Source organism: Mesorhizobium sp. 113-3-3 (genome assembly GCF_016756495.1).
Taxonomy (GTDB): Bacteria; Pseudomonadota; Alphaproteobacteria; order Rhizobiales; family Rhizobiaceae; genus Mesorhizobium.
This window is the reverse complement of record NZ_AP023243.1, coordinates 5,563,042-5,581,713: the sequence shown is the minus strand read 5'-3', so window position 1 is coordinate 5,581,713 and position 18,672 is coordinate 5,563,042. Positions and strand designations below refer to the sequence as shown.

Here is an 18,672-nt window from a genome sequence, read left to right as displayed (position 1 = left end):
CCAGTGATCATCGACACCCATCTGCATCTCATCGATCGCTCGGCCTTGCACTATCCTTGGCTTGCCGGCGTGCCGCCGCTCAACCGCGATTTCTCCTATGAGGAATACGCCACCGAGGCGCAGCGCGTCGGCGTCGAGCGCGTGCTGCATATGGAGGTCGATGTCGATCCGGCCGACATCGAAGCCGAGACCGCACGGGTCGAAGGTCTGTCGCGGCAGGCTGGCAGCATGCTGGTGGGGGCGATCGCGTCCTGCCGGCCGGAAGATGCGGACTTTCCGGCCTATCTCGAACGGCAGCGGGCAACGCCTTTCGTCAAGGGCTTCCGCCGCGTGCTCCATGTCGTGCCGGACGATCTGTCCGAAAGCGCGGTGTTTCGCGACAACATCAAGCAGCTTGGCGGCACCGGGCTGACCTTCGACCTCGTCGTGCTGCCGCACCAGATTCCCAAGGCGATTGCGCTGGCGGACCTTGCGCCCGACGTCCAGTTCATCCTCGATCATTGCGGCGTTCCCGACATCAAGGGCAAGGGCGAGCATCCCTGGCGCGAGCACATGAGCGAGATCGCGCGCCGCCCGAACGTCATGGCCAAGATTTCCGGTATCGTCGCCTATGCCGATCCCGGCAGCTGGACTGTCGCGACGCTGCGGCCCTATGTCGAGCACACCATCGCCGCATTCGGCTGGGACCGTGTCGTCTGGGGCAGCGACTGGCCGGTCTGCACGCTTGGCGGCGGCCTGTCGACCTGGGTTGCCGCGACCCACGCGCTGCTTTCCGGCTGCAGCATCGCGGAGCGCGACAGGTTGCTGTCGGGCAATGCCCGCATGCTGTGGCGGCTGGAATAGTTGGATTGCCTCGGTATCTCGCTGGGGCATAGCCCCAGACGTTCTCCGCCGTTCGCTTTCGTTCAGGCTCCTCCGCCGGCAGCGCAGGACACCTGCGTGGCACTCCCTCGGAACAGGCTGATGAGGTCGGCAACGACCTGGGCGGGTTTGTGCCTGCCGGTGATGCCGGAAAGAAGGCGGTCGGACGCTGCCTGCTGGAACGCCATGTAGCCGTCATGGCGCGGCCGCACCCATGCACCCTCCAGCGTCGCGCGCGTGTCGCGATAGAAATTGCCGGTCGCGGCGTTGACGGTCTGGTCTTCCCAGCCGGCGGCATGACCCGGCTGTCCGCCGGCGGCGGCATAGGGACCGCGCTGGATTTCACCACTGGCGACCCAGTAGGCAAAGTCGACCGCCGCATCCCGGGCTTTGGAAAAGGCCGACACCGCTATGCCCGTGCCGCCGAGCGCCGAACCGATTGGGCCGTTGGAACCGACGGCCGCTATGTCGGTAAAGGCCAGCCGGTGGGCACGAAATCCTGATATTCCATAGGAGACGTAGCCATAGATCAGCGGTGCGCAGACGATCTTGGAATCGGCCGCCGCCATGCGTTCGGAAACCGCAATCGGATCCATCTCGAAACAGGCTGGTTCGACCAGGGCGGCGACCTCGCGCATCGCTTCGAAGACCTGACTGCCGGTCGCGATATCGATGAGATCACGGGACGGGTCGGTGGCGCAGGGATGACCGAGATTGCCGGCCAGCGTGTAGAACACCATCAGCACATGCGGCGGCCGCAATGGCAACAGCACACGGCCCTGCCGGGCGAGATCGAGCACCTCGCTCCAGCGCGCCGGCGGCGCATCGAGCGCATCCGGCCGCCAGGCTTGGACCTGGCTGGCCGCATCGATCGGAAACGCCCATTGCCGCCCTTGCCAGGCGTAGCTTGGATAGGACTGGCCGACGCTGCCTGAGGCTAGCGCTGCGCGCTCCGCCTCGCGGCCGGCGACATCGAGCGGCGCGAGGCAGCTTTCCGCCGTGATCTGGCCGACATGCGGGTGGTCGATGACGATCAGGTCATAGGCGCGCGCCAGTTCCTCGACCGGGAAGGATTCGAAATCCTGCAGCGAGCGCTTGTCCCATTCAATGGCGACGCCGGTCTTCTGCTCCCACAGCGACGAGCAGGCGACCATGGGATCGTAGCCGCGCGGATGGCTCCAGGTCATGCCCTTGAGCCTGGTCAAAGGCCGAACTCCGCGCGGATCGCGGCACTGTGCTCGCCGATGCGTGGTGCTGCGCGATCGACCTTGGCCCTGATCCCGTCGACCCTGAGCGGCGACCTGGTGGTGAGGATCGAGACATCGTCCTCGCGCGTCACCGTCTGCAGCATGTCGAGTGACTGAAAACCTTCGCTGGCCAGCATTTCCGGCCAGGTCAGCACCTTGGCGCACCAGATGTCGGCCGGTTCGAGAATATCGAGCCACTCATCGATCGTCTTGCTGGCGATCCTTTGCGCGATGATCGCCTTGATGTCGTCGCGCGCGGTGAACCACGACGCCGGTTCGTCGCGGTAAGGCGCCAGTTCGTCGAGGGACAGCAGGTCGGCCAGTTTGGGGATCGGCGTCATGGCGATGGCGAGGTAGCCGTCCTTGGCCGGGTAGACGCCATAGGGCGCCGAGAGATAGGCATGTGCGCTGCGGAAGCTGGAGCGCCTGGGCAAGCGGCGGCCGTCATTGAGATGCGTGGTCAGCACCTCGAACTGGAAGTCGACCAGCGCTTCCAGCAGGCTGGTTTCGATATGGCTGCCCTGGCCGGTGATGCCGCGCCGCACCAGTGCCGCCAGAATGCCTTGCGCGCAGGCAGCACCGGCCAGCATGTCGCCGATGGCGAGCCCAAATGGCACCGGTCCCTGGTCCTCGTCGCCATTCAGCCACATCACGCCGGAGCGGGATTGCGCCAGCAGATCCTGGCCCGGCCGCTTGACCCATGGCCCGTCCTCGCCATAGCCGCTGATCGACGCGTAGACGAGCCGCGGGTTGATTTTGCGGACAGCCTCATAATCGAGGCCCAGCCGCTCGATGACGCCCGGGCGGAAATTCTGGATCAGCACGTCGGCCTTGGCCAGAAGCCCGCGCAGCGCGTCGAGATCGGCCTCGTTCTTGAGGTCGATGGCAAAGCTTTCCTTGGCGCGGTTGATGGCGTGGAAAATGGTGGAATCGCCGCCGATCTCGGTGTCGCTGAGATAGAGCCGGCGCGACAGGTCGCCGCCATCCGGGCGCTCGATCTTGATGACGCGCGCGCCGAGATCGAGCAGCCGCAGCGAGCAGTAGGGCCCGGACAGGAACTGGCTCATGTCGACGACGGTCAGGCCGGCAAGCGGCAATTCGGCCAAAGCCGGCATCTTCATTTCTCCGTCTTGCCGACGAACTCGGCCGGGTTGCGGTACTTCACCGTCTGCAAATGCTCGCAATACAAAACCAGCTCGCCTTCGCCCTTGAACACCTCGTAGCTGGCGCGGATCAGCCCCATCTCCTTGTAGCGCGGCTTCTTGTCGAGGTTGGAGCGGATCGAATAGATCGTGTCGCCGATGAAGACAGGCTTGATGAAGCGGAGCTTGTCGTAGCCATAGGAAAAGGCGTTGACGCAGTTGGTGGCGACCAGCCCCAGCCCCGCCGAAAAGACGAACGCGCCGGCGATCAACCGCTTGCCGAAAATGCCTTCGCTTTCGGCGAACATCTGGTCCTGCACATAGGGGTGGATGTCCAGCACCAGCGTGTTGAAGAGGTGGCTGTCGCCCTCGGCCATCGTGCGCCGCAACGAACGGATTTTCTGGCCGACCGGCCAGTCCTCGTAGAACCAGTTTTCGGCGTTCCACACCGGCAGCGCGGCGTGCGCCTCAGGCATGTTCTTGGGGTGTGTCGAGGCGACACCGACGGTCGGCGCGAAGTCGCTCATGGCTGGCTCCAGCGATCTCGCAGGAGTTCCCCAGCAATCGTTGGAACACGCCTCGAAGCGCCTGAATGCAAGACGTCTCCTCCCGCCAATCTTCTTTTGTAAATAGTATTTTCACATATGGGTTTACGTTGCAAGCGACGACAGCCGAAATTTTTGGCAGCCTGGCGCGCTCAAGCGCGGCCGGGCAGGAGAGGAAATCCTGCGCAGCGCCTGTCTGGTCTTGTCGGCAGTCTGAACCGGGAGGCGCCTTATTCTCGGCGCGCGGAAACTACGGACGCGCCGTCGAAATCGGCACGCCGATGTGCGTCAGGATCGTGCGCTGGGGCGCCTGCGACCCCTCGGACAAACTGGCCTGGTCTCAGGCCTGTTGGATTGCCGAGAGCTTCCAGTTCGAGCCATTCTGACGCGTGAACGTCCACAACTCGGTCGTCTCTGTCGGACGGTCTTGGTCACCCTCGACGACCTTGCCGCTGGCCCGTTCACGCATCACGTCGCGAGACTCATAGCGCAACGCGGCCGTGGCGTAGTCGCGGTCGTCCTCGCGCCAGCTTTCGGCGATGTCGGCCTGCAGCAGAGTGATGTCGGAGACCTCGTTCCTGAGGCCTTTCTGGGCATTGTCGGCCAGCTCTTCCGAGAAATAGGACACCATTTCGGGCGTCGTCGCCCGGCGGAGCGCGGCATGGTCTTCGCGCCCGAATGCTTCCTGGACGTCGGTCAGCAACTGCTGGAAGGCGGCGAGATCGGTCTGAGCCAGCGTGATCTCCTCGGAGACATCGGCCGGAGAGCCTCCGCCCGAACCACCGCCAAAGCCGGGGATCGTGAACGAGCCCGCAGTCTGCGGCTGTGACGTTCCGCGGTTCTCAAATCGCGACGCCTGGGCATTGCCGGCACCAGCGAGCGCGGGCGCTGGGCCACGCGCGGATTGCGAGCGGAAGAAGCGGATGGCCAGCATGATCGCGCCACCGATGAGCAGGGCCTGAAGCAGGAAGCCGAACATGCCGGCCAGGCCGCCGAACCCTTGGCCCACGAGCAGGCCGATCAAGCCGCCGATCAGCAGGCCGCGCATCATCGTGCCGCCGAAGCCGCTCATGAAACCGGGTCTTTGCGGGCCGGCCTGCGGCTGCCGGGCGGCAGAGTTCACACCGGTGTTGGGCGTCATCGAACGCTCGACCGGAGCGGTCGGCGCCGGCGCGGTCCTGGTCGGCGGCGCAGACTGGAATGTGCGCGTGCCGCGGCTGCCGAAACTGCCGCCGCGCCGAGCCTCGGCATGATCGATCGCGACCATGGAGAATGCGAGGAACAGTCCTGCAAACAGGGCTGCAAATCGGCTGGTGCGAGACATCATCGGAGATGAACCTTTATCGGTGTGATTTTTAGAAGCTTTCAGCAAACGCCGGCTCGCGCAGCGGGCGGCGCTACGGGGTCAATCGAACAATTCTTCGAAGAACGATTTCTTCCGCTTTGGATAACGGTGGCCCTGCGAGCGCGAATAATCGTCATCGCGGCCATGGGCATGTTGCGGCTGCGAGAAGGCTGCCGGCTGTGGCTGCGGCGCGGGCGATGCCTCCCTGCCGGACCGCTCGATGATCTTGTCGAGTTCGCCTCGATCAAGCCAGACGCCACGGCACTGCGGACAATAATCGATCTCGATACCCTGGCGTTCGCTCATTGTGAGGGCGACGCGGCAGGAAGGGCAAACCAGACCAAGAAGGGAAGATGTCATACGGGGCTCCAAACCGAAAGGATTGAGCCCGCTTGACCAAAAGGGTGGAAACGGGCCCGTTGAAGCGGTCCGACATCACAATCACCAGAAGCGATCGTCAGAGGGGCCCGGCCCGCACCAGACAGTTAGGAATGCGCAGCCGGGCCTTCAAGGGCGATATTGACGGCAGGAATGATTTGTTCGCCGTCGCCGTTGTTCAGATCGTCACCACGATCTCAGATCGTCACCACGATCTCAGATCGTCACCACGATCTTGCCGAACTGCTCGTTCGATTCGAGATATCGATGCGCCTCGACGATCTGGTCGAAGGCAAAGCTCCTGTCGATGATCGGCCGCAGCGTGCCCGTCTCCAGGCCTTCGAGGATGAACGCCTTGGCGGCTTCCAGCTTCTCTGGATCGCCGGTGATCTCGTGGACGAGGTAGCCACGCAGCGTCAGCGTCTTGCCCAGGACGGCAGCCAGAGGGAACGGCGTCGGCTCGCGGCTGAGCCCGCCATATTCGATGAGAATGCCGCCCTTTGACATCGCCGCCGTCAGCGGCTCGAAGATCGGGCCGCCGATTGCATCGAGCACGACGCGCACGCCTTGCGGTCCCGCGATCTCGCTCAGCGTTGCGGCGAGATCCTCTTCGGCCAGGACGACAACATGCGCCGCTCCGGCACCGAGCAAGGCCTGTTTCTTGGCCGATGTTCTCGTCACCGCGATCGCTGTCGCGCCGACGCTGTTGGCGATCTGGATCGCCGCGAGCCCGACGCTGCTTGAGGCTGCGGTGATGACGACGGCATCTCCGCCACGCAGTCTGGCGATGTCGATCAGCGCGCCATAGGCGGTGAGATATTGCATCCAGACAGCCGCCGCCGTCTGCCAGTCGAGCGATGGCGGATGCTTGGCGATGAGCGTGGCGGGATAGGTGACCATCTCGCCATAGGCCGGCCAGCGCACCATCGATTGCGGCGGGATGACGCTGACAGCGTCGCCCGGCGCCAAACCCGTTACATCTTCGCCTGTTGCCTCGATAACGCCCGCCGCCTCAAGGCCAAGCCCGGAGGGGAGGGCGGGCGTCTCGATATAGATACCCGCACGCAGCAGCGCCTCGGCACGATTGAGGCCGAGTGCCTTGACGCGGATCTGAACCTCGCCCGGACCAGGTGGGGGAGGGTCGATATCCTCGATGCACAGAACCTCGGGGCCACCATGCCGGTGAAAGCGAACTACACGTGTCATTCGGTCTACTCCAAATTATCTGAACCGAATGAGCTATGCAGTCAAAGGATTCATGGATAAATGGACGTAGGGATAAAGCAGTAGAAACCAGAGGTTTCGAATATGGATCGGCTCGAGAGCATGGCCGTGTTCGTCAAGGCGGTCGACCTCGGCTCGTTCGCCGCCGCGGCGGTCGCGCTCGACCTGTCCGGACCGATGGTTGGCAAACATGTCCGGCTTCTCGAAGAACGGCTCGGCGTGCGCCTCATCAACCGCACCACGCGCCGGCAGAGCCTGACCGATTTCGGCCGCGCCTACTACGAGCGCTGCCGCATCGTGCTGGCCGAGGCGGAAGCCGCCGATGCACTCGCCGCCGACCAGTTTGCCGAACCGAGAGGCAGACTGCGGGTGACCATGCCGGCGCATTTCGGCCGTCACTGCGTCACCCCCGTACTGCTGAAGCTGGCGCGACAGTATCCGATGCTGGAGCTCGACCTGTCGCTCAGCGACCGCTTCGCCGATCTCGCCGAGGACGGTTATGATCTCGCGATCCGAACCGGTGATCTGGACGACAAGGTTGGCGTGATCGCGCGGCGTGTTGCGCGGCAGGACATGGTCGTCTGCGCCGCGCCCTCCTATCTCGGAATTCATGGCGAACCGCGGCGGATCGATGACCTCGCCAATTATCAGGCCATTGTCTACCGCCGACTCGGCCAGGCCGTTCAGCCCTGGCTGTTTCCCCGTGAAGGGCAAGCCGCACAGGAGATCATGCCCAGCGGCCGGCTGCGGCTCGACGATCTCGATGCCATCGCCGACGCAGCGGTCGAAGGCATGGGGCTGGCGTGGCTGCCCTGGTGGCTGGTCCGCGAGCGCATCAAGGCCGGTGCGCTGGTCGCGCTGTTGCCGGACCAGCCGCGCTATCCCTACGACTGCCATGCGCTGTGGCTGCGGACGCCGCATCTGCCGCTCAAGGTCCGGCTCGCCGTCGATGCGCTGGCGGCCGACTTGCCGAAACTGATGGGCTGATTGCCAACAGAGCAGGCTTGCGCTCTTTGAGGCGCCGCTTTCCAATGGCATATGAGGGCGGAACGTACGCATTGCAGGAGAGGCGGTTCATGACCAAAGGTTCGGATCTGTTCGTCGCGGCCCTCGAGAATGAAGGGGTCGACCGGATCTTTGGCATTCCGGGCGAGGAAAACCTGGACATCGTCGAATCCATCCGCCGCTCGTCGATCCAGCTGATCCTGACCCGCCACGAGCAGGCGGCCGCCTTCATGGCCGCCACTTATGGCAGGCTGACCGGCAAGGCAGGCGTGTGCATCACCACGCTCGGCCCCGGCGCGCTCAACCTGACGACCGGCTCGGCCTACGCACTGCTCGGCGCGATGCCGATGATCATGATCACCGGCCAGAAGGGCATCTTGTCATCGCGGCAGGCGCGCTTCCAGATCGTCGACATCGTCGCGGCGATGAAGCCGCTGACCAAGCTGTCGCGCCAGATCGTCTCGCCGAAAATGATCCCGTCGCTGGTGCGCGAGGCCTTCCGCGTTGCCCAGGAAGAGCGGCCCGGACCCGTGCATCTGGAATTGCCGGAAGACATTGCGGCGGCGGAGTGCGAACCGGTCGCGCTGGTGCCGACGCATCCGGTCGACCTGCCCACGGCCAGCGCCGCTGCGCTCGACCGCGCCGCCCGCATGATCATGGAGGCCAAGCGTCCGCTGCTGATGTTCGGCGCGGCGGCGTCGCGGCCGCGCGTGACCCCCGATGTCGCCCAGTTCGTGCTGCGCACGCAAATTCCCTATTTCACCACGCAGATGGGCAAGGGCACCGTGCCTGGCGGAACCGAGCTCTACATGGGAACGGCGGCGCTCTCGGAGCGCGACTATGTGCACGAAGCCATCGAACAGGCCGATCTGATCATCACCATCGGCCACGACACGGTCGAGAAACCGCCCTTCATCATGGGCGCCAACGGGCCCAAGGTCATCCATGTCGGCTATCAAACGGCCGATGTCGAGCAGGTCTATTTCCCGCAAGCCGAAATCGTCGGCGACCTCGGCCCTTCGCTGGCGCTGCTGGCCGACCGTGTCAAGGGCAAGATCCCCAACGCGCAGGCCTTGCTGCCGCTCAGGGAGGGCATCTTGAGCCGGATCGCAGCGCGCGCCACCGAAGATCGCTTCACGCCGCAGCGCATCGTGCACGACGTGCGCACCGTGATGCCGGCGGACGGGATCCTCGCCCTCGACAACGGCATGTACAAGATCTGGTTCGCCCGCAACTACCGCACGCGCATGGCGAACACGCTGCTGCTCGACAATGCGCTGGCCACGATGGGCGCCGGCCTGCCGTCGGCGATGATGGCGTCACTGCTCTATCCCCAGCGCCGTGTCATGGCCATTTGCGGTGACGGCGGCTTCATGATGAACAGCCAGGAACTGGAGACCGCCGTCAGGCTCAAGCTCAACCTCGTCGTCCTGCTGCTGGAAGACCACGCCTATGGCATGATCCGCTGGAAGCAGGCGGTCGACGAATTCCCGGATTTCGGCATGACCTTCGGCAATCCCGACTTCGTCAAGTATGCCGAAGCCTATGGCGCCAAAGGGACCAGGATTGCGGAGATCGCCGACTTGCGGCCAGCGCTGGAACAGGCTTTTGCTGGCGGCGGCGTGCATCTCGTCGTCGTGCCGATCGACTATTCCGAAAACACCAGGGTGCTCGTCGACGAATTGCGCGAGCGGCTGCCGGCGCCGGTGAAGGCCTGACGGCAGCGACAAAGCCGCCGTCAGGATTGGTTGTGTGCGAGGGCCTACACTTTGCAGTAGGGCGTGACCGGCGCGATGGTGCCGAAATCCTTGGCGATTTCGTAGCTGATGCCGTCCGCCGCCGCCTTGCCGACATAGGAATGGCAGAGCGTGTGGTTGTTGGAGGCATCGACGCGGATCTTGCCTTGCGGGGCGTCGAACTCGATGGTCGGCAGCGCCTTGAGCACATCGTCGTCCTTCAACGATCCGGCCTTCTCGGCGGCCAGTGCGTAGAGATGCAGGCCGTTATAGCCGGCCTCGCCGATGCCGTTGACCATCTTTTCCTGACCAAACTTTTCGCGGAAGCTGGCGATGAACTTCTTGTTGACCGGATTGTCGAGCGCCATCCAGTAGGGCTGCGGCGCGTAGGTGCCGGCGGCAACGCCGGGCGGCAGCGCGTCCTTGTTGAAGACCTCGTCGAGCGGCGCGATCAGCGGCTGCTTGATGTCGAAGGAGCGATACTGCTTGAGCTGCGTGACGGCGTCGTTGCCGACCACCATCGACCAGACGACATCGGGCTTCAGCGACTTGATCTTCTGGAAGGCAGGGCCGAAATCCGTGGTGCCGAATGGATAGTAGTCGGCGCCGATGATCTTGCCGCCGGCCTTCTCATAGGCCGCCGTGATCGCCTCGGTCATCTTTTGCGGCCAGGCATAGTCGGAGGCCATGACATAGATCGTCTTACCGAGATTCTCGGCCACCCACGGCATCATCGGGTCGACCTGCTGCATCGGGATCGGCCCGGTGGCGACGAAGTAGCGATTGCATTCGCCGCCTTCGAAATTGGTCGGGTAGAAGAAAAGCTTCTTGGCCTTCGAGGTCACCGACAGCGTCGCGCTGCGCTCGGGCGAAATGATCGTGCCCATGATCACGTCGACCTTGTCCTCGTTGAGGAGCTTGCGCGCCTTGTCGATCGAGCCCTTGGTCGTGGTCTGGTTGTCCTCGATGAACAGTTCGACCTGGCGGCCGCCAATGCCGTTGGCGGCGTTGAGTTCGGCGGCGGCGAGCTTGTAGCAGTTGAGCAGCGTCTCGCCGAGGATCGCCTGCAATCCGGTGATCGGGATCGACAGGCCGACCTTGACGGTGTCGGCGGCGCGCAGGATCGACGGCGCGCCGACCATGGCGAAGGCGGCGGCAGCGCCGCCGGATTTGAGGATCGTTCTTCTGCTTATCATTGTTATGTTCCCTTCCAGTCCAGGCGCGCCCCATGCACGCCTTACAAAGTCAACAGGTCCCAGGCGCGCTTAGGGCGCGCCTATAGGGCCAACAAATCCTTCAGCAGGCTCTCGTCGGCGAACGCCTCCGGCGTGCCTTCGTGCACGGTCCTGCCCTTCTCCATCACCAGGCAGCGGTCCGCCGCCTTGAGAACGAGATCGAGATTCTGCTCGACCAGAACGATCGCGATGCCGCGCTCGCGCGCGATGCGCGGCACCAGCTCGGCGATCGACTGCACGATGTTCGGCTGGATGCCTTCCGAGGGCTCGTCGAGCAGCAGCACCGACGGCAGGCCGCACAGCGCACGGCCGATCGCCAGCATCTGCTGCTGGCCGCCCGACAGCGTACCGGCGATTTGCGCTTCGCGTTCGCGCAGGATCGGAAAATAGCCGAAGATGTCGTCAGGAATGCCGCCGTCGCCACGGTCCCGGGCGGCGCGCGTGCCGACTTCGAGGTTCTGCCGCACGGTCAGCTGGTTGAAGATGCCGCGCCCCTGCGGCACATGCGCGATGCCGGCTCGCGCGCGGCGGAAGGCCGGCGCGTTGGTAAGGTCCTGGTCGCCGAGAACCACCGCGCCGCCGCTTGCCTTCAGGCCGCCGGCGATGACGCGCAGCAGTGTCGTCTTGCCGGCGCCGTTGCGGCCGAGCAGGCCGACGACTTCGCCTGACGCCACGCTGAGGTCGATACCGTTCAGCACCGGGAGCAGGCCGTAGCCTGCCGAGACCGCCAATGTCCGCAGCATGGTCAGCGCCTCCCCAGATAGACGTCGCGGACCATTTCGTCGGTCTCGATGTCGTGGAAAGGACCGCTGCGCAGCCGGCGTCCCTGATGCAGCACCAGCGTCTCGCAGTTCAGCGCCCGTACGAAGCGGATGTCGTGCTCGACCGCCACGATCGAGAACTCGCCCTTGAGCCGCAGCAGCATCTCGGCTGTCGCCAGCGTTTCCTGCGGTGTCATGCCGGCGGTCGGTTCGTCGAGCAAAAGCAGCCTTGGCTCGATCGCCAGCGCCATGCCGATCTCCAGCCATTGCTTCTGGCCATGCGCGAGTTCGCCGGCCAGAGTGGCGGCGCGGCTGCCAAGCGCGACGAGGTCAAGCAGTTCGCCGACCGGACGAGCCGGGGAGGGGGCGCCCCACCGTGCGACCTTGAGATTGTCCTCGACCGAGAGGCTCGGAAAGACCGACGGAATCTGGAATTTTCGGGCAATGCCGAGCCGGGCGATGCGGTGCAGCGGCAGGCCGGCAATGTCGTGGCCGAGGAAACGCACGCTGCCGCTGGTCGGGCGCAGCGTGCCGGTCAAAAGGTTGAGGAAGGTGCTCTTGCCGGCGCCGTTCGGCCCGATGATGCAGCAGAGCTCCCTGTCGCACACCGTCAGGTTCAACCCTTCCAGCGCCTGCAGCCCGCCAAAGCGGATGCCGACATTCTCGGCCTGGAGCAGCACATCGCTCATAGCGCGCGCCTCCGGCCTTTGAACAGGCTCTTCAGCCGCGCATAGATCGACAGGATGCCGTCGGGCAGCACGAAGACGATGATGACGAAGACGCAGCCGAGCAGCAGCGGCCACAGGCTCGGGTTGAAGCTTGAGATGGTCTGCTGCGCGCGCTGGATGGCGATGGCGCCCAGCACTGGACCAAGCAGCGTGCCGCGCCCGCCGACCGCCACCCAGACGATGACTTCCGTCGACAGCAGCAGCCCGGACAAATCGGGCGCCACCAGCCCGGCCATGCAGACATAGAGCGCCCCGGCAAGCCCGGCGATCGCGGCGGACAGGACGAAAGTGACGAGCAGCCGCAGCGGCGCATTGTGGCCAAGCGCTGCCGCCCGGACTTCATTGTCCTGGATGGCGGTCAGCACCGTGCCCCAGCGGCCGCGACTGATCGACCACAGCGCCAGCACGACCACCGCGACGATGGACGCAACGAAGATGTAGGAAGGCAGATCCTGGCTGAGATCGACATGCATTCCGCCGATATCGAATTCGATCGGCGGGATGCCGATCAGGCCACTGTCGCCGCCGGTGACCGAGCTCCAGGAGACGGCGGCCTGCTGGCAGATGACGCCCATGGCGAGCGTCACGATGGTGAAATAGCTGCCGCGGATGCCGCCGAAGAACAGGAAGTAGCCGATGATGGCGGCGACAAAAGCCGCGCCGGCCACCGCGCCCATGATGCCGAGCAGGCTGCCGAAGGGGATGGCGTCGTTGAGCGTGACCAGCGCCATGATGTAGCCGCCAATGCCGAAGAAGGCGGCGTGGCCGAAGCACAGGATGCCGGTGCGGCCCCAGAAGAAGTCGAGGCTTGCGGCAAACAGGCCGAAGATCAGCGCGTCGCGGATCACCGTCAACTGATAGCCGTCGGCGAAGAGCGGATAGAGAACCGCGAGCGCCACGCAGACGGCGAAGATCAGCAGCCAGTTGCGGTCGCGGGCGATCATCGCGACGCTCCGTTGAACAGGCCGTTGGGCCGCAGCCGCACGGCGACGATGGCCGCCAGCAGCACGATCGCTTGCGCCAGCGATGGCGAGATCTGGTAGTTGAGCACGCTGGTCAGCCCGCCGACGAAGACGCTGCCGGCGACGAGGCCGCCGATCGAGCCGACGCCGCCGACAATGACGACGAAGAAGGCGTTGGCGAGATAGTTCACGCCCATCTGCGGCAGCACGATCGCCAGCGGCGCGACCAGGCCGCCGGCGAGCCCGGCAATGGCCGCGCCGAAGGTGAAGGCGATGGCATAGGTGCGCCGCGTGTTGATGCCGACGCCCTCGGCCATTTCGCGGTTCTGGATGACGGTGCGGATGTCGAGCCCGAAGGAGGTCCGGCTGATCAAAAGCACGACGCCGAGCAAGGTCAGCATGGCAATCGCGATCAGGATCAGCCGGTAGGCCGGATAGGCGGTGAAGAACAGATCGAGCGTGCCCTCGATCGGCGGCGTCACCGGCTTGGCGCCGAGGCCGAAGGTCAGTTCCAGCCCTTGCTGCAGGATCAGGCTGACGCCCCAGGTGGCGAGCACGGTCGAGACCGGCCGCGAATAGAGGTGGCGGATGATGGCGAATTCCAGGATGCAGCCGACTATGGCTCCGGCAATCGGAGCGGCGGCCAGCCCCAGCCAGAACGAGCCGCCGACGCTCTGGACGAAATAGACCGCGAAGGCGCCGACGGTGACGAACTCGCCATGCGCCAGATTGGTCACGTTCATCAGGCCGAAGCTGATCGCCAGCCCGAGCCCGACCAGCATCAGGATGCTGATCAGCGTCAGCGCGTTGAGGAGTGTGGTGACGACAAAATCCATCGTGTCAGGCAGCACTTGCGAGGCGTTGGCGCAGGCCCGCGAGGAGGCCTTCGGCGGCGTCGATCACCGCAGCCTGATGCGGCTGCAAGGCCTGGCCGGCCCATTCGTCGATATGGTCCGACAGCGGATCGACCACTTCGGTGCGATGGTTGGCCAGCGTCTCGATGACGGCATGGCCGCAGAATGGCACATAGCCTTCGGAGTAGCCGCCTTCATGGGTCATCATCAGCCGTCCGTTGGAAGTCTCGGCAGCCAGCGCCACCATGCGGGCGGCGAGGCGCCGGAAGCATTCGCTGTTGAGCATCATGCGGCCGAGCGGATCGAAGCCCGACGCATCGAAACCGGAAGCGACGATCACAAGGTCGGGCTTGTAGGCGCGCAGCGCCGGAGCGACGACGCGATCGAAGGTCGCCTCATAGGCGCCGGTGCCGCTACCGGCCGGCAGCGGGATGTTGATGTTGTAGCCTTCCCCTTCGCCCTTGCCATTGTCGGCCAGCGCGCCGCGCCCGGTCGGATAGAGATTGTCCTGGTGCAGGGAAATGGTCAGCACCGACGGATCGGAATAAAACACCGTCTCGGTGCCGTTGCCGTGATGCACGTCCCAGTCGACGATCGCCGCGCGGCCAAGCAGGCCCTCATGCTGGAGCCGTCGCACAGCAACGCCGATGTTGGAGAACAGGCAGTTGCCCATCGCCTGGTCGGGCTCGGCATGGTGCCCCGGTGGCCGCGCCAGCGCATAGGCGTTGTCGACGCGGCCAGTCAGCACCGCGCGCATCGCGGCATAGGTGGTGCCGGCCGACAAAAGGGCAATGTCGAAACTGTTGAGGCCGATCGGCGCCTGCGGGCCGGCGAAGCCGGTGCCGCGTTCGCTGAGCATCCTGATGTCGTCAACATGGCGCTGCGTGTGCACGCGTAGCAGATCCTCGACCGTCACCGGCTCGGCAAGGATCGGCACCAGATGGCGCGCCAGGCCGCTGACCTGGATGAGGTTGTTCAGCCGGCGCTTCGAACCGGGCGATTCCAGGTGCCGGCCGGGTTCCACGAAACGGCCGGGAGGCATCATGTCGGCACTGGGGCCGGTGTCATGCCACATCAGCTGTTCGTGAAAAACGTAACCTGTCGCCATAAGCAGCGTCCTCTGCAATCCAGAGGAGGCTAGCAGGCTAACGATCCCATGGCCCGACCCGAAAGAGGGGGTTGTTCCAGATGCCTATGCCCCTCCTTTCGGAGGGGGACGGAGGTTCGCGGCGGCCTGCGCGGCGCGCACGGCCTGGACGCGGTTCGATACCGAGAGCTTGCCGAAAATGTTCTTCAAATGCCATTTCACCGTCGTTTCGCTCACCGACAGCGCAAACGCGATATCCCTGTTGGACATGCCTTCCGACAGGCAGCGCAGCAGTTCGGTCTCGCGCTGGGTGAGTTGTTCCTTTTCCGCTGCCGGTGCCGCCTGCTTCCGCATCGCCACAGGCATGGTCTGCGCGGCATCGATGATGCGCGTTGCATAGGCCGACAGGGACGGGTCGCTCTTCGCCTGCGCCGCGCGCAGCCGCATCAATCCTTCGACGACAGGCCTGCCCTCGTCGACGAAGGAGCGGATGAAGCCGGAAGGCTGGGCAAGGCGCAGCCCTTCGAGAAGATGGCGGTCGGCCTCGCGCTGGTCATTCCTGGCGCTCTTGGCGCGCAGGATCAGCGCCAGTATGTGGCGGCGCATGCGTCCGCTGCTTTTGGTCCGCTCCAGCAGCGCGTCGAAAAGCGCCGCGGCAGCTGCGTAGGATTTTTCCGCCGTCAGCAGCCGGCCTTCGGCGAAGAACTCGAATTCGTTGGCGACGGTGGGGGCGGTCTCGGCGCTTTCGCGGCGATGCTCGTCGAGCAGGGCGCGTGCCTCGGCGACGCGGTTCTGATCGATGAGCAGCCGGATGCGGTCATGCACCAGCACCGACGCGAGGCGGCGGTAGACGGAACCGCGCACGCGCTGGTAGACGCGCTCCAGCATGTCGAGCGCTTGGTCTGCGCGACCGGTCAGCTGCAGCACGCGGGCATAGGTCGGCACGCTGGCCAGGGGATAGACGATGACCGCGGCGCCCTCGATCAGCGGTCCGAGATTCTCGACAAGCGTCAGCGCCTCGCCGGATGCGTTGGTCTCATAGGCGAGTTCGGCGAGCAGCGTTCCGGCCAGTGCCTCGGCATAGGAGTTCGCGCCGATCCGCGTCCTCGCCTCGATAATCGTATTGCGCAGCAGCCGTTCCGCCGCGGGCAGGCGGCCGGCCGAGCGCTCGATCACGGCCATGTAGCAATTGGCGATGGTGACGCCGAGTAGGCTGCCGCTTCGCTCATGCGCCTTGCGCGCCGCCTCCGCTGCCGCCCGCGCACCCTCGAGGTCGCCAAGCGCGTAGAGATTGTAACCGATGACATTGGCCGTCGCGCCTTCCATGAACCAGGCGTCGGGCGCGATGATGCGCAGGGCGGCAAGTGCTGTGTCCCGCGCGTCCTCGAACTGCTCCAGCGTGCTGTGCACGGCGGCATCGAGGACGGCGATTTCGGCCTCGATCGTGGTGCCGGTCAGCGTGCCCGGATCCTTGCCGTCGGCCGGCCCGGTCTCAACCAGCTTGCGCGCATTGGCCAGCGTCTGCTGGGCGATCTCGGGCTGGCTTGAGTGCACTGCCAGCCACAGCACGACGAGTTGCAACCGGATGCGCTGATCGACCAGGTTCCTCGGCAGCAGTGCCAGCAACTGCCTGACGTAAAGCAATTGACACTGGGCGATGAGTTCGAGCGCATTGTTCTCGACGAACACCGCCGCGCGGGCCTGGTCGCCGGCGGCGAGCGCATGCCCGATCGCCTCGGTCAGCATCTTGCGCTCGCCGAACCATTCGGCCGCGGCCAGATGTAGCGGCGCGATCATCTCCGGCTCGCGCCGTTCCATTTCGCGGCTGAGGAAGTCGTGGAACAGGTGATGATAGCGGAACCAGCGCCGCTCCTCATCGAGCGGCACCAGGAACAGGTTGCGGGTCTCGATCTCGGTGATGTCGGCCTCGGCGTCCGCCGCGCGCAAGACCGCCCGGCACGCCTCGGCGCTGAAGCGCTCGAAGATCGAACTGTGGAGCAGGAATTTCGCCAGCGCCGGCGGCAGCCCCAGGAAGACTTCGCCCATCAGGAAATCGGCGACGTTGCGGTTGGCGCCGGTGAAATTGCCGATGACTGTTTCCGGAGCATGCGCGGCACTGAGCGACAGCGAGGCGAGCTGCAGGCCGGCGGCCCAGCCTTCGGTCCGCGAGCACAAGGTCTCGACGGTGCCGCTGCTGACGCTGAGGCCCAATTTATCGTTGAAGAAGGCTTCGGCTTCGGAGGAAGCGAAGCGCAGATCGTCCGCGCCGATTTCGAAGACGTCGCCAAGCACCCTGAGCTTGCCGAGTTGCAGGTCGGGCAGGTTGCGCGAACCGATGACGAAGGCGACGTTGGCAAGCGCCTGCCGCGTCAGCCGCTCCATGAACCGCTTGACCGCCGGCGCTTCGATGACGTGGTAGTCGTCGAAGAACAGGGTGATCTCGGCGTCGCGCGCTGCAAGACCCGCCACCAGTGCTGCGAGCACCACGTCGAGCTGCGGGATCGGGCTCGACTGGAAGGCGAGGTCGAGTTCGGCCGGGTTCTGGACCAGATGGCGCAGCGCTCCCACCAGATGCGACAGGAAGGCGCCTTCGTCATTGTCCGTCGCCTCGCAGGACAGCCATGCGGTCAACCGGCCGTGGCGCGCGACCTCAGCTGCCCACTGCGCCATCGTCGTCGACTTGCCGAAGCCGGCGGGCGCGGCGAACAAAACGATGCGCGTATCGACATGCCGCTCCAACCTCGACAGGATGCTCTCGCGCCGCACCCACCGGCGATGGTGGGGCGATGCCTGGCCGGCCGGTTGCGAAGACGGTCTCATCTGGCGCCGGGCACCCATTCCGTTTCGATCAACGGGATTTGCGGGGCTGCATCGCGCGGCAGGGTTCCCTTGATCCGCGGATCGTCGGTGATTTCGAAACCGGCCGCATAGGGCTCGAACCCGCAAGCCCGGTAGAAACCGATGACGCTGTGATGATCGATGCTGCTGGTGTGCAGCCAGATGCGGCCAGGGTCGAGGCGCCATGCCTGGTCGAGCGCACCGGCCATCAGCCGCTTGCCGAGACCCCGGCCGGTCAAGGCCGGGAACAGGCCGAAATAGGTGATCTCGATCTCATTGTCATCGGCCACGCGGAATTCGACCATGCCGACATGGCGGCTGCTTTCATCATGGCCGTAATAGAGATGCTGGCGCGGGTCGGCGAAGTGCGCGGCGACTTCGGCATCCGACATTTCGGCAGCGCGGTCCCACAGCCAGGGAGCGCCGATCTCGAGGAAGATCGCGCGGTAGGCGGCGCCGTCAGGCTTGGTGATCCGGGTCATTGCCAAGGGCTGGGCGAGACCCCGCATCGGGGCGCGCGATTCCATCCACGTCACCGCATTGACGATCTTGCCGGCCGGCACGCGCCGGTAGCCGGACGTGAGATCGGTGATTTCATCCGGCAATGGGCCTTCGGTGACCAGCATTTGTCCTCGATCTCTGCCATGCAGTTGCGCCGGCATGCAGGAAGCTGATGCCAACTCCGAGCCCGCCTGCCAAGAGCTTCCCGGGTTGGGCCATCGTT

At 65.1% G+C, this 18,672-nt stretch carries 17 protein-coding genes; 3 read left to right on the top strand and 14 right to left on the bottom strand.

Annotated features, from left to right (window positions below; genetic code table 11):
* The first annotated feature begins 3 nt into the window (after nt 1–3).
* Nucleotides 4–843, top strand: coding sequence for an amidohydrolase family protein (locus JG746_RS27370; protein WP_202355561.1), 840 nt, complete (start codon nt 4–6; stop codon nt 841–843).
* Nucleotides 844–905: 62 nt separating this feature from the next.
* On the opposite strand, the gene JG746_RS27365 is transcribed toward JG746_RS27370, so the two are convergent.
* From JG746_RS27365 to JG746_RS27340, 6 genes are all read right to left on the bottom strand, one after another.
* Complete coding sequence (locus JG746_RS27365) at nt 906–2,048, bottom strand: extracellular solute-binding protein (RefSeq protein WP_202359483.1); 1,143 nt, start codon at nt 2,046–2,048, stop codon at nt 906–908.
* Nucleotides 2,049–2,062: 14 nt separating this feature from the next.
* The gene (locus JG746_RS27360) at nt 2,063–3,223 is read right to left on the bottom strand and encodes a CaiB/BaiF CoA transferase family protein (RefSeq protein WP_202355560.1); all 1,161 of its coding nucleotides are present in this window, start codon (nt 3,221–3,223) and stop codon (nt 2,063–2,065) included.
* Nucleotides 3,224–3,225: 2 nt separating this feature from the next.
* Nucleotides 3,226–3,777 (bottom strand): MaoC family dehydratase, encoded by a 552-nt coding sequence (locus tag JG746_RS27355; RefSeq protein WP_202355559.1) that lies wholly within the window; start codon nt 3,775–3,777, stop codon nt 3,226–3,228.
* Nucleotides 3,778–4,135: 358 nt separating this feature from the next.
* Nucleotides 4,136–5,122 carry a Tim44 domain-containing protein gene (locus JG746_RS27350; protein WP_202355558.1) on the bottom strand — a complete coding sequence of 329 codons (987 nt, stop codon included), beginning with the start codon at nt 5,120–5,122 and terminating at the stop codon, nt 4,136–4,138.
* Nucleotides 5,123–5,200: 78 nt separating this feature from the next.
* Entirely contained in the window at nt 5,201–5,500 is a 300-nt protein-coding gene (locus JG746_RS27345; protein WP_202355557.1) for a TFIIB-type zinc ribbon-containing protein, read from the bottom strand.
* Nucleotides 5,501–5,734: 234 nt separating this feature from the next.
* Nucleotides 5,735–6,724 carry a zinc-dependent alcohol dehydrogenase family protein gene (locus JG746_RS27340; RefSeq protein ID WP_202355556.1) on the bottom strand — a complete coding sequence of 330 codons (990 nt, stop codon included), beginning with the start codon at nt 6,722–6,724 and terminating at the stop codon, nt 5,735–5,737.
* 102 nt (nt 6,725–6,826) lie between these two features.
* On the opposite strand from JG746_RS27340, the gene JG746_RS27335 reads away from it, so the two are divergent.
* A complete protein-coding gene (locus JG746_RS27335) occupies nt 6,827–7,729 on the top strand; it encodes a LysR family transcriptional regulator (protein WP_202355555.1) in 903 nt (300 codons plus the stop codon).
* An 89-nt stretch (nt 7,730–7,818) separates the two neighbouring features.
* Nucleotides 7,819–9,465, top strand: coding sequence for an acetolactate synthase large subunit (locus JG746_RS27330; RefSeq protein ID WP_202355554.1), 1,647 nt, complete (start codon nt 7,819–7,821; stop codon nt 9,463–9,465).
* Between the two features lie 44 nt (nt 9,466–9,509).
* On the opposite strand, the gene JG746_RS27325 is transcribed toward JG746_RS27330, so the two are convergent.
* The 8 genes from JG746_RS27325 to JG746_RS27290 form a co-directional block, all read right to left on the bottom strand.
* Nucleotides 9,510–10,679: a substrate-binding protein gene (locus tag JG746_RS27325; protein WP_202355553.1), complete on the bottom strand. Its 1,170-nt coding sequence runs from the start codon at nt 10,677–10,679 to the stop codon at nt 9,510–9,512.
* A gap of 80 nt (nt 10,680–10,759) precedes the next feature.
* Nucleotides 10,760–11,461, bottom strand: coding sequence for an ABC transporter ATP-binding protein (locus JG746_RS27320; protein WP_202355552.1), 702 nt, complete (start codon nt 11,459–11,461; stop codon nt 10,760–10,762).
* 2 nt (nt 11,462–11,463) lie between these two features.
* Nucleotides 11,464–12,168 (bottom strand): ATP-binding cassette domain-containing protein, encoded by a 705-nt coding sequence (locus JG746_RS27315; RefSeq protein WP_202355551.1) that lies wholly within the window; start codon nt 12,166–12,168, stop codon nt 11,464–11,466.
* On the bottom strand, nt 12,165–13,151 hold the full coding sequence (locus JG746_RS27310) for a branched-chain amino acid ABC transporter permease (protein ID WP_202355550.1): 987 nt from the start codon (nt 13,149–13,151) through the stop codon (nt 12,165–12,167). Before JG746_RS27310 ends, JG746_RS27315 begins: the two co-directional genes overlap by 4 nt.
* A complete protein-coding gene (gene urtB / locus JG746_RS27305) occupies nt 13,148–14,020 on the bottom strand; it encodes an urea ABC transporter permease subunit UrtB (RefSeq protein ID WP_244730459.1) in 873 nt (290 codons plus the stop codon). The genes JG746_RS27310 and urtB overlap by 4 nt, the downstream gene beginning before the upstream one ends.
* A complete protein-coding gene (locus JG746_RS27300; protein WP_202355549.1) occupies nt 14,010–15,131 on the bottom strand; it encodes a class II histone deacetylase in 1,122 nt (373 codons plus the stop codon). The genes urtB and JG746_RS27300 overlap by 11 nt, the downstream gene beginning before the upstream one ends.
* A gap of 84 nt (nt 15,132–15,215) precedes the next feature.
* On the bottom strand, nt 15,216–17,930 hold the full coding sequence (locus JG746_RS27295) for a LuxR C-terminal-related transcriptional regulator (protein ID WP_202355548.1): 2,715 nt from the start codon (nt 17,928–17,930) through the stop codon (nt 15,216–15,218).
* Nucleotides 17,927–18,574: a GNAT family N-acetyltransferase gene (locus JG746_RS27290; protein ID WP_202355547.1), complete on the bottom strand. Its 648-nt coding sequence runs from the start codon at nt 18,572–18,574 to the stop codon at nt 17,927–17,929. The genes JG746_RS27295 and JG746_RS27290 overlap by 4 nt, the downstream gene beginning before the upstream one ends.
* Nucleotides 18,575–18,672 lie beyond the last annotated feature (98 nt).

Coding starts and splice junctions, on each gene's coding strand:
- JG746_RS27295 (WP_202355548.1), bottom strand. CDS start 17,930: ATGAGACCGTCTTCGCAACCGGCCGGCCAGGCATCGCCCCACCATCGC.
- JG746_RS27340 (WP_202355556.1), bottom strand. CDS start 6,724: ATGACACGTGTAGTTCGCTTTCACCGGCATGGTGGCCCCGAGGTTCTG.
- JG746_RS27325 (WP_202355553.1), bottom strand. CDS start 10,679: ATGATAAGCAGAAGAACGATCCTCAAATCCGGCGGCGCTGCCGCCGCC.
- JG746_RS27345 (WP_202355557.1), bottom strand. CDS start 5,500: ATGACATCTTCCCTTCTTGGTCTGGTTTGCCCTTCCTGCCGCGTCGCC.
- JG746_RS27320 (WP_202355552.1), bottom strand. CDS start 11,461: ATGCTGCGGACATTGGCGGTCTCGGCAGGCTACGGCCTGCTCCCGGTG.
- JG746_RS27310 (WP_202355550.1), bottom strand. CDS start 13,151: ATGATCGCCCGCGACCGCAACTGGCTGCTGATCTTCGCCGTCTGCGTG.
- JG746_RS27330 (WP_202355554.1), top strand. CDS start 7,819: ATGACCAAAGGTTCGGATCTGTTCGTCGCGGCCCTCGAGAATGAAGGG.
- JG746_RS27355 (WP_202355559.1), bottom strand. CDS start 3,777: ATGAGCGACTTCGCGCCGACCGTCGGTGTCGCCTCGACACACCCCAAG.
- JG746_RS27365 (WP_202359483.1), bottom strand. CDS start 2,048: ATGACCTGGAGCCATCCGCGCGGCTACGATCCCATGGTCGCCTGCTCG.
- JG746_RS27315 (WP_202355551.1), bottom strand. CDS start 12,168: ATGAGCGATGTGCTGCTCCAGGCCGAGAATGTCGGCATCCGCTTTGGC.
- JG746_RS27300 (WP_202355549.1), bottom strand. CDS start 15,131: ATGGCGACAGGTTACGTTTTTCACGAACAGCTGATGTGGCATGACACC.
- JG746_RS27335 (WP_202355555.1), top strand. CDS start 6,827: ATGGATCGGCTCGAGAGCATGGCCGTGTTCGTCAAGGCGGTCGACCTC.
- JG746_RS27290 (WP_202355547.1), bottom strand. CDS start 18,574: ATGCTGGTCACCGAAGGCCCATTGCCGGATGAAATCACCGATCTCACG.
- JG746_RS27350 (WP_202355558.1), bottom strand. CDS start 5,122: ATGATGTCTCGCACCAGCCGATTTGCAGCCCTGTTTGCAGGACTGTTC.
- JG746_RS27360 (WP_202355560.1), bottom strand. CDS start 3,223: ATGCCGGCTTTGGCCGAATTGCCGCTTGCCGGCCTGACCGTCGTCGAC.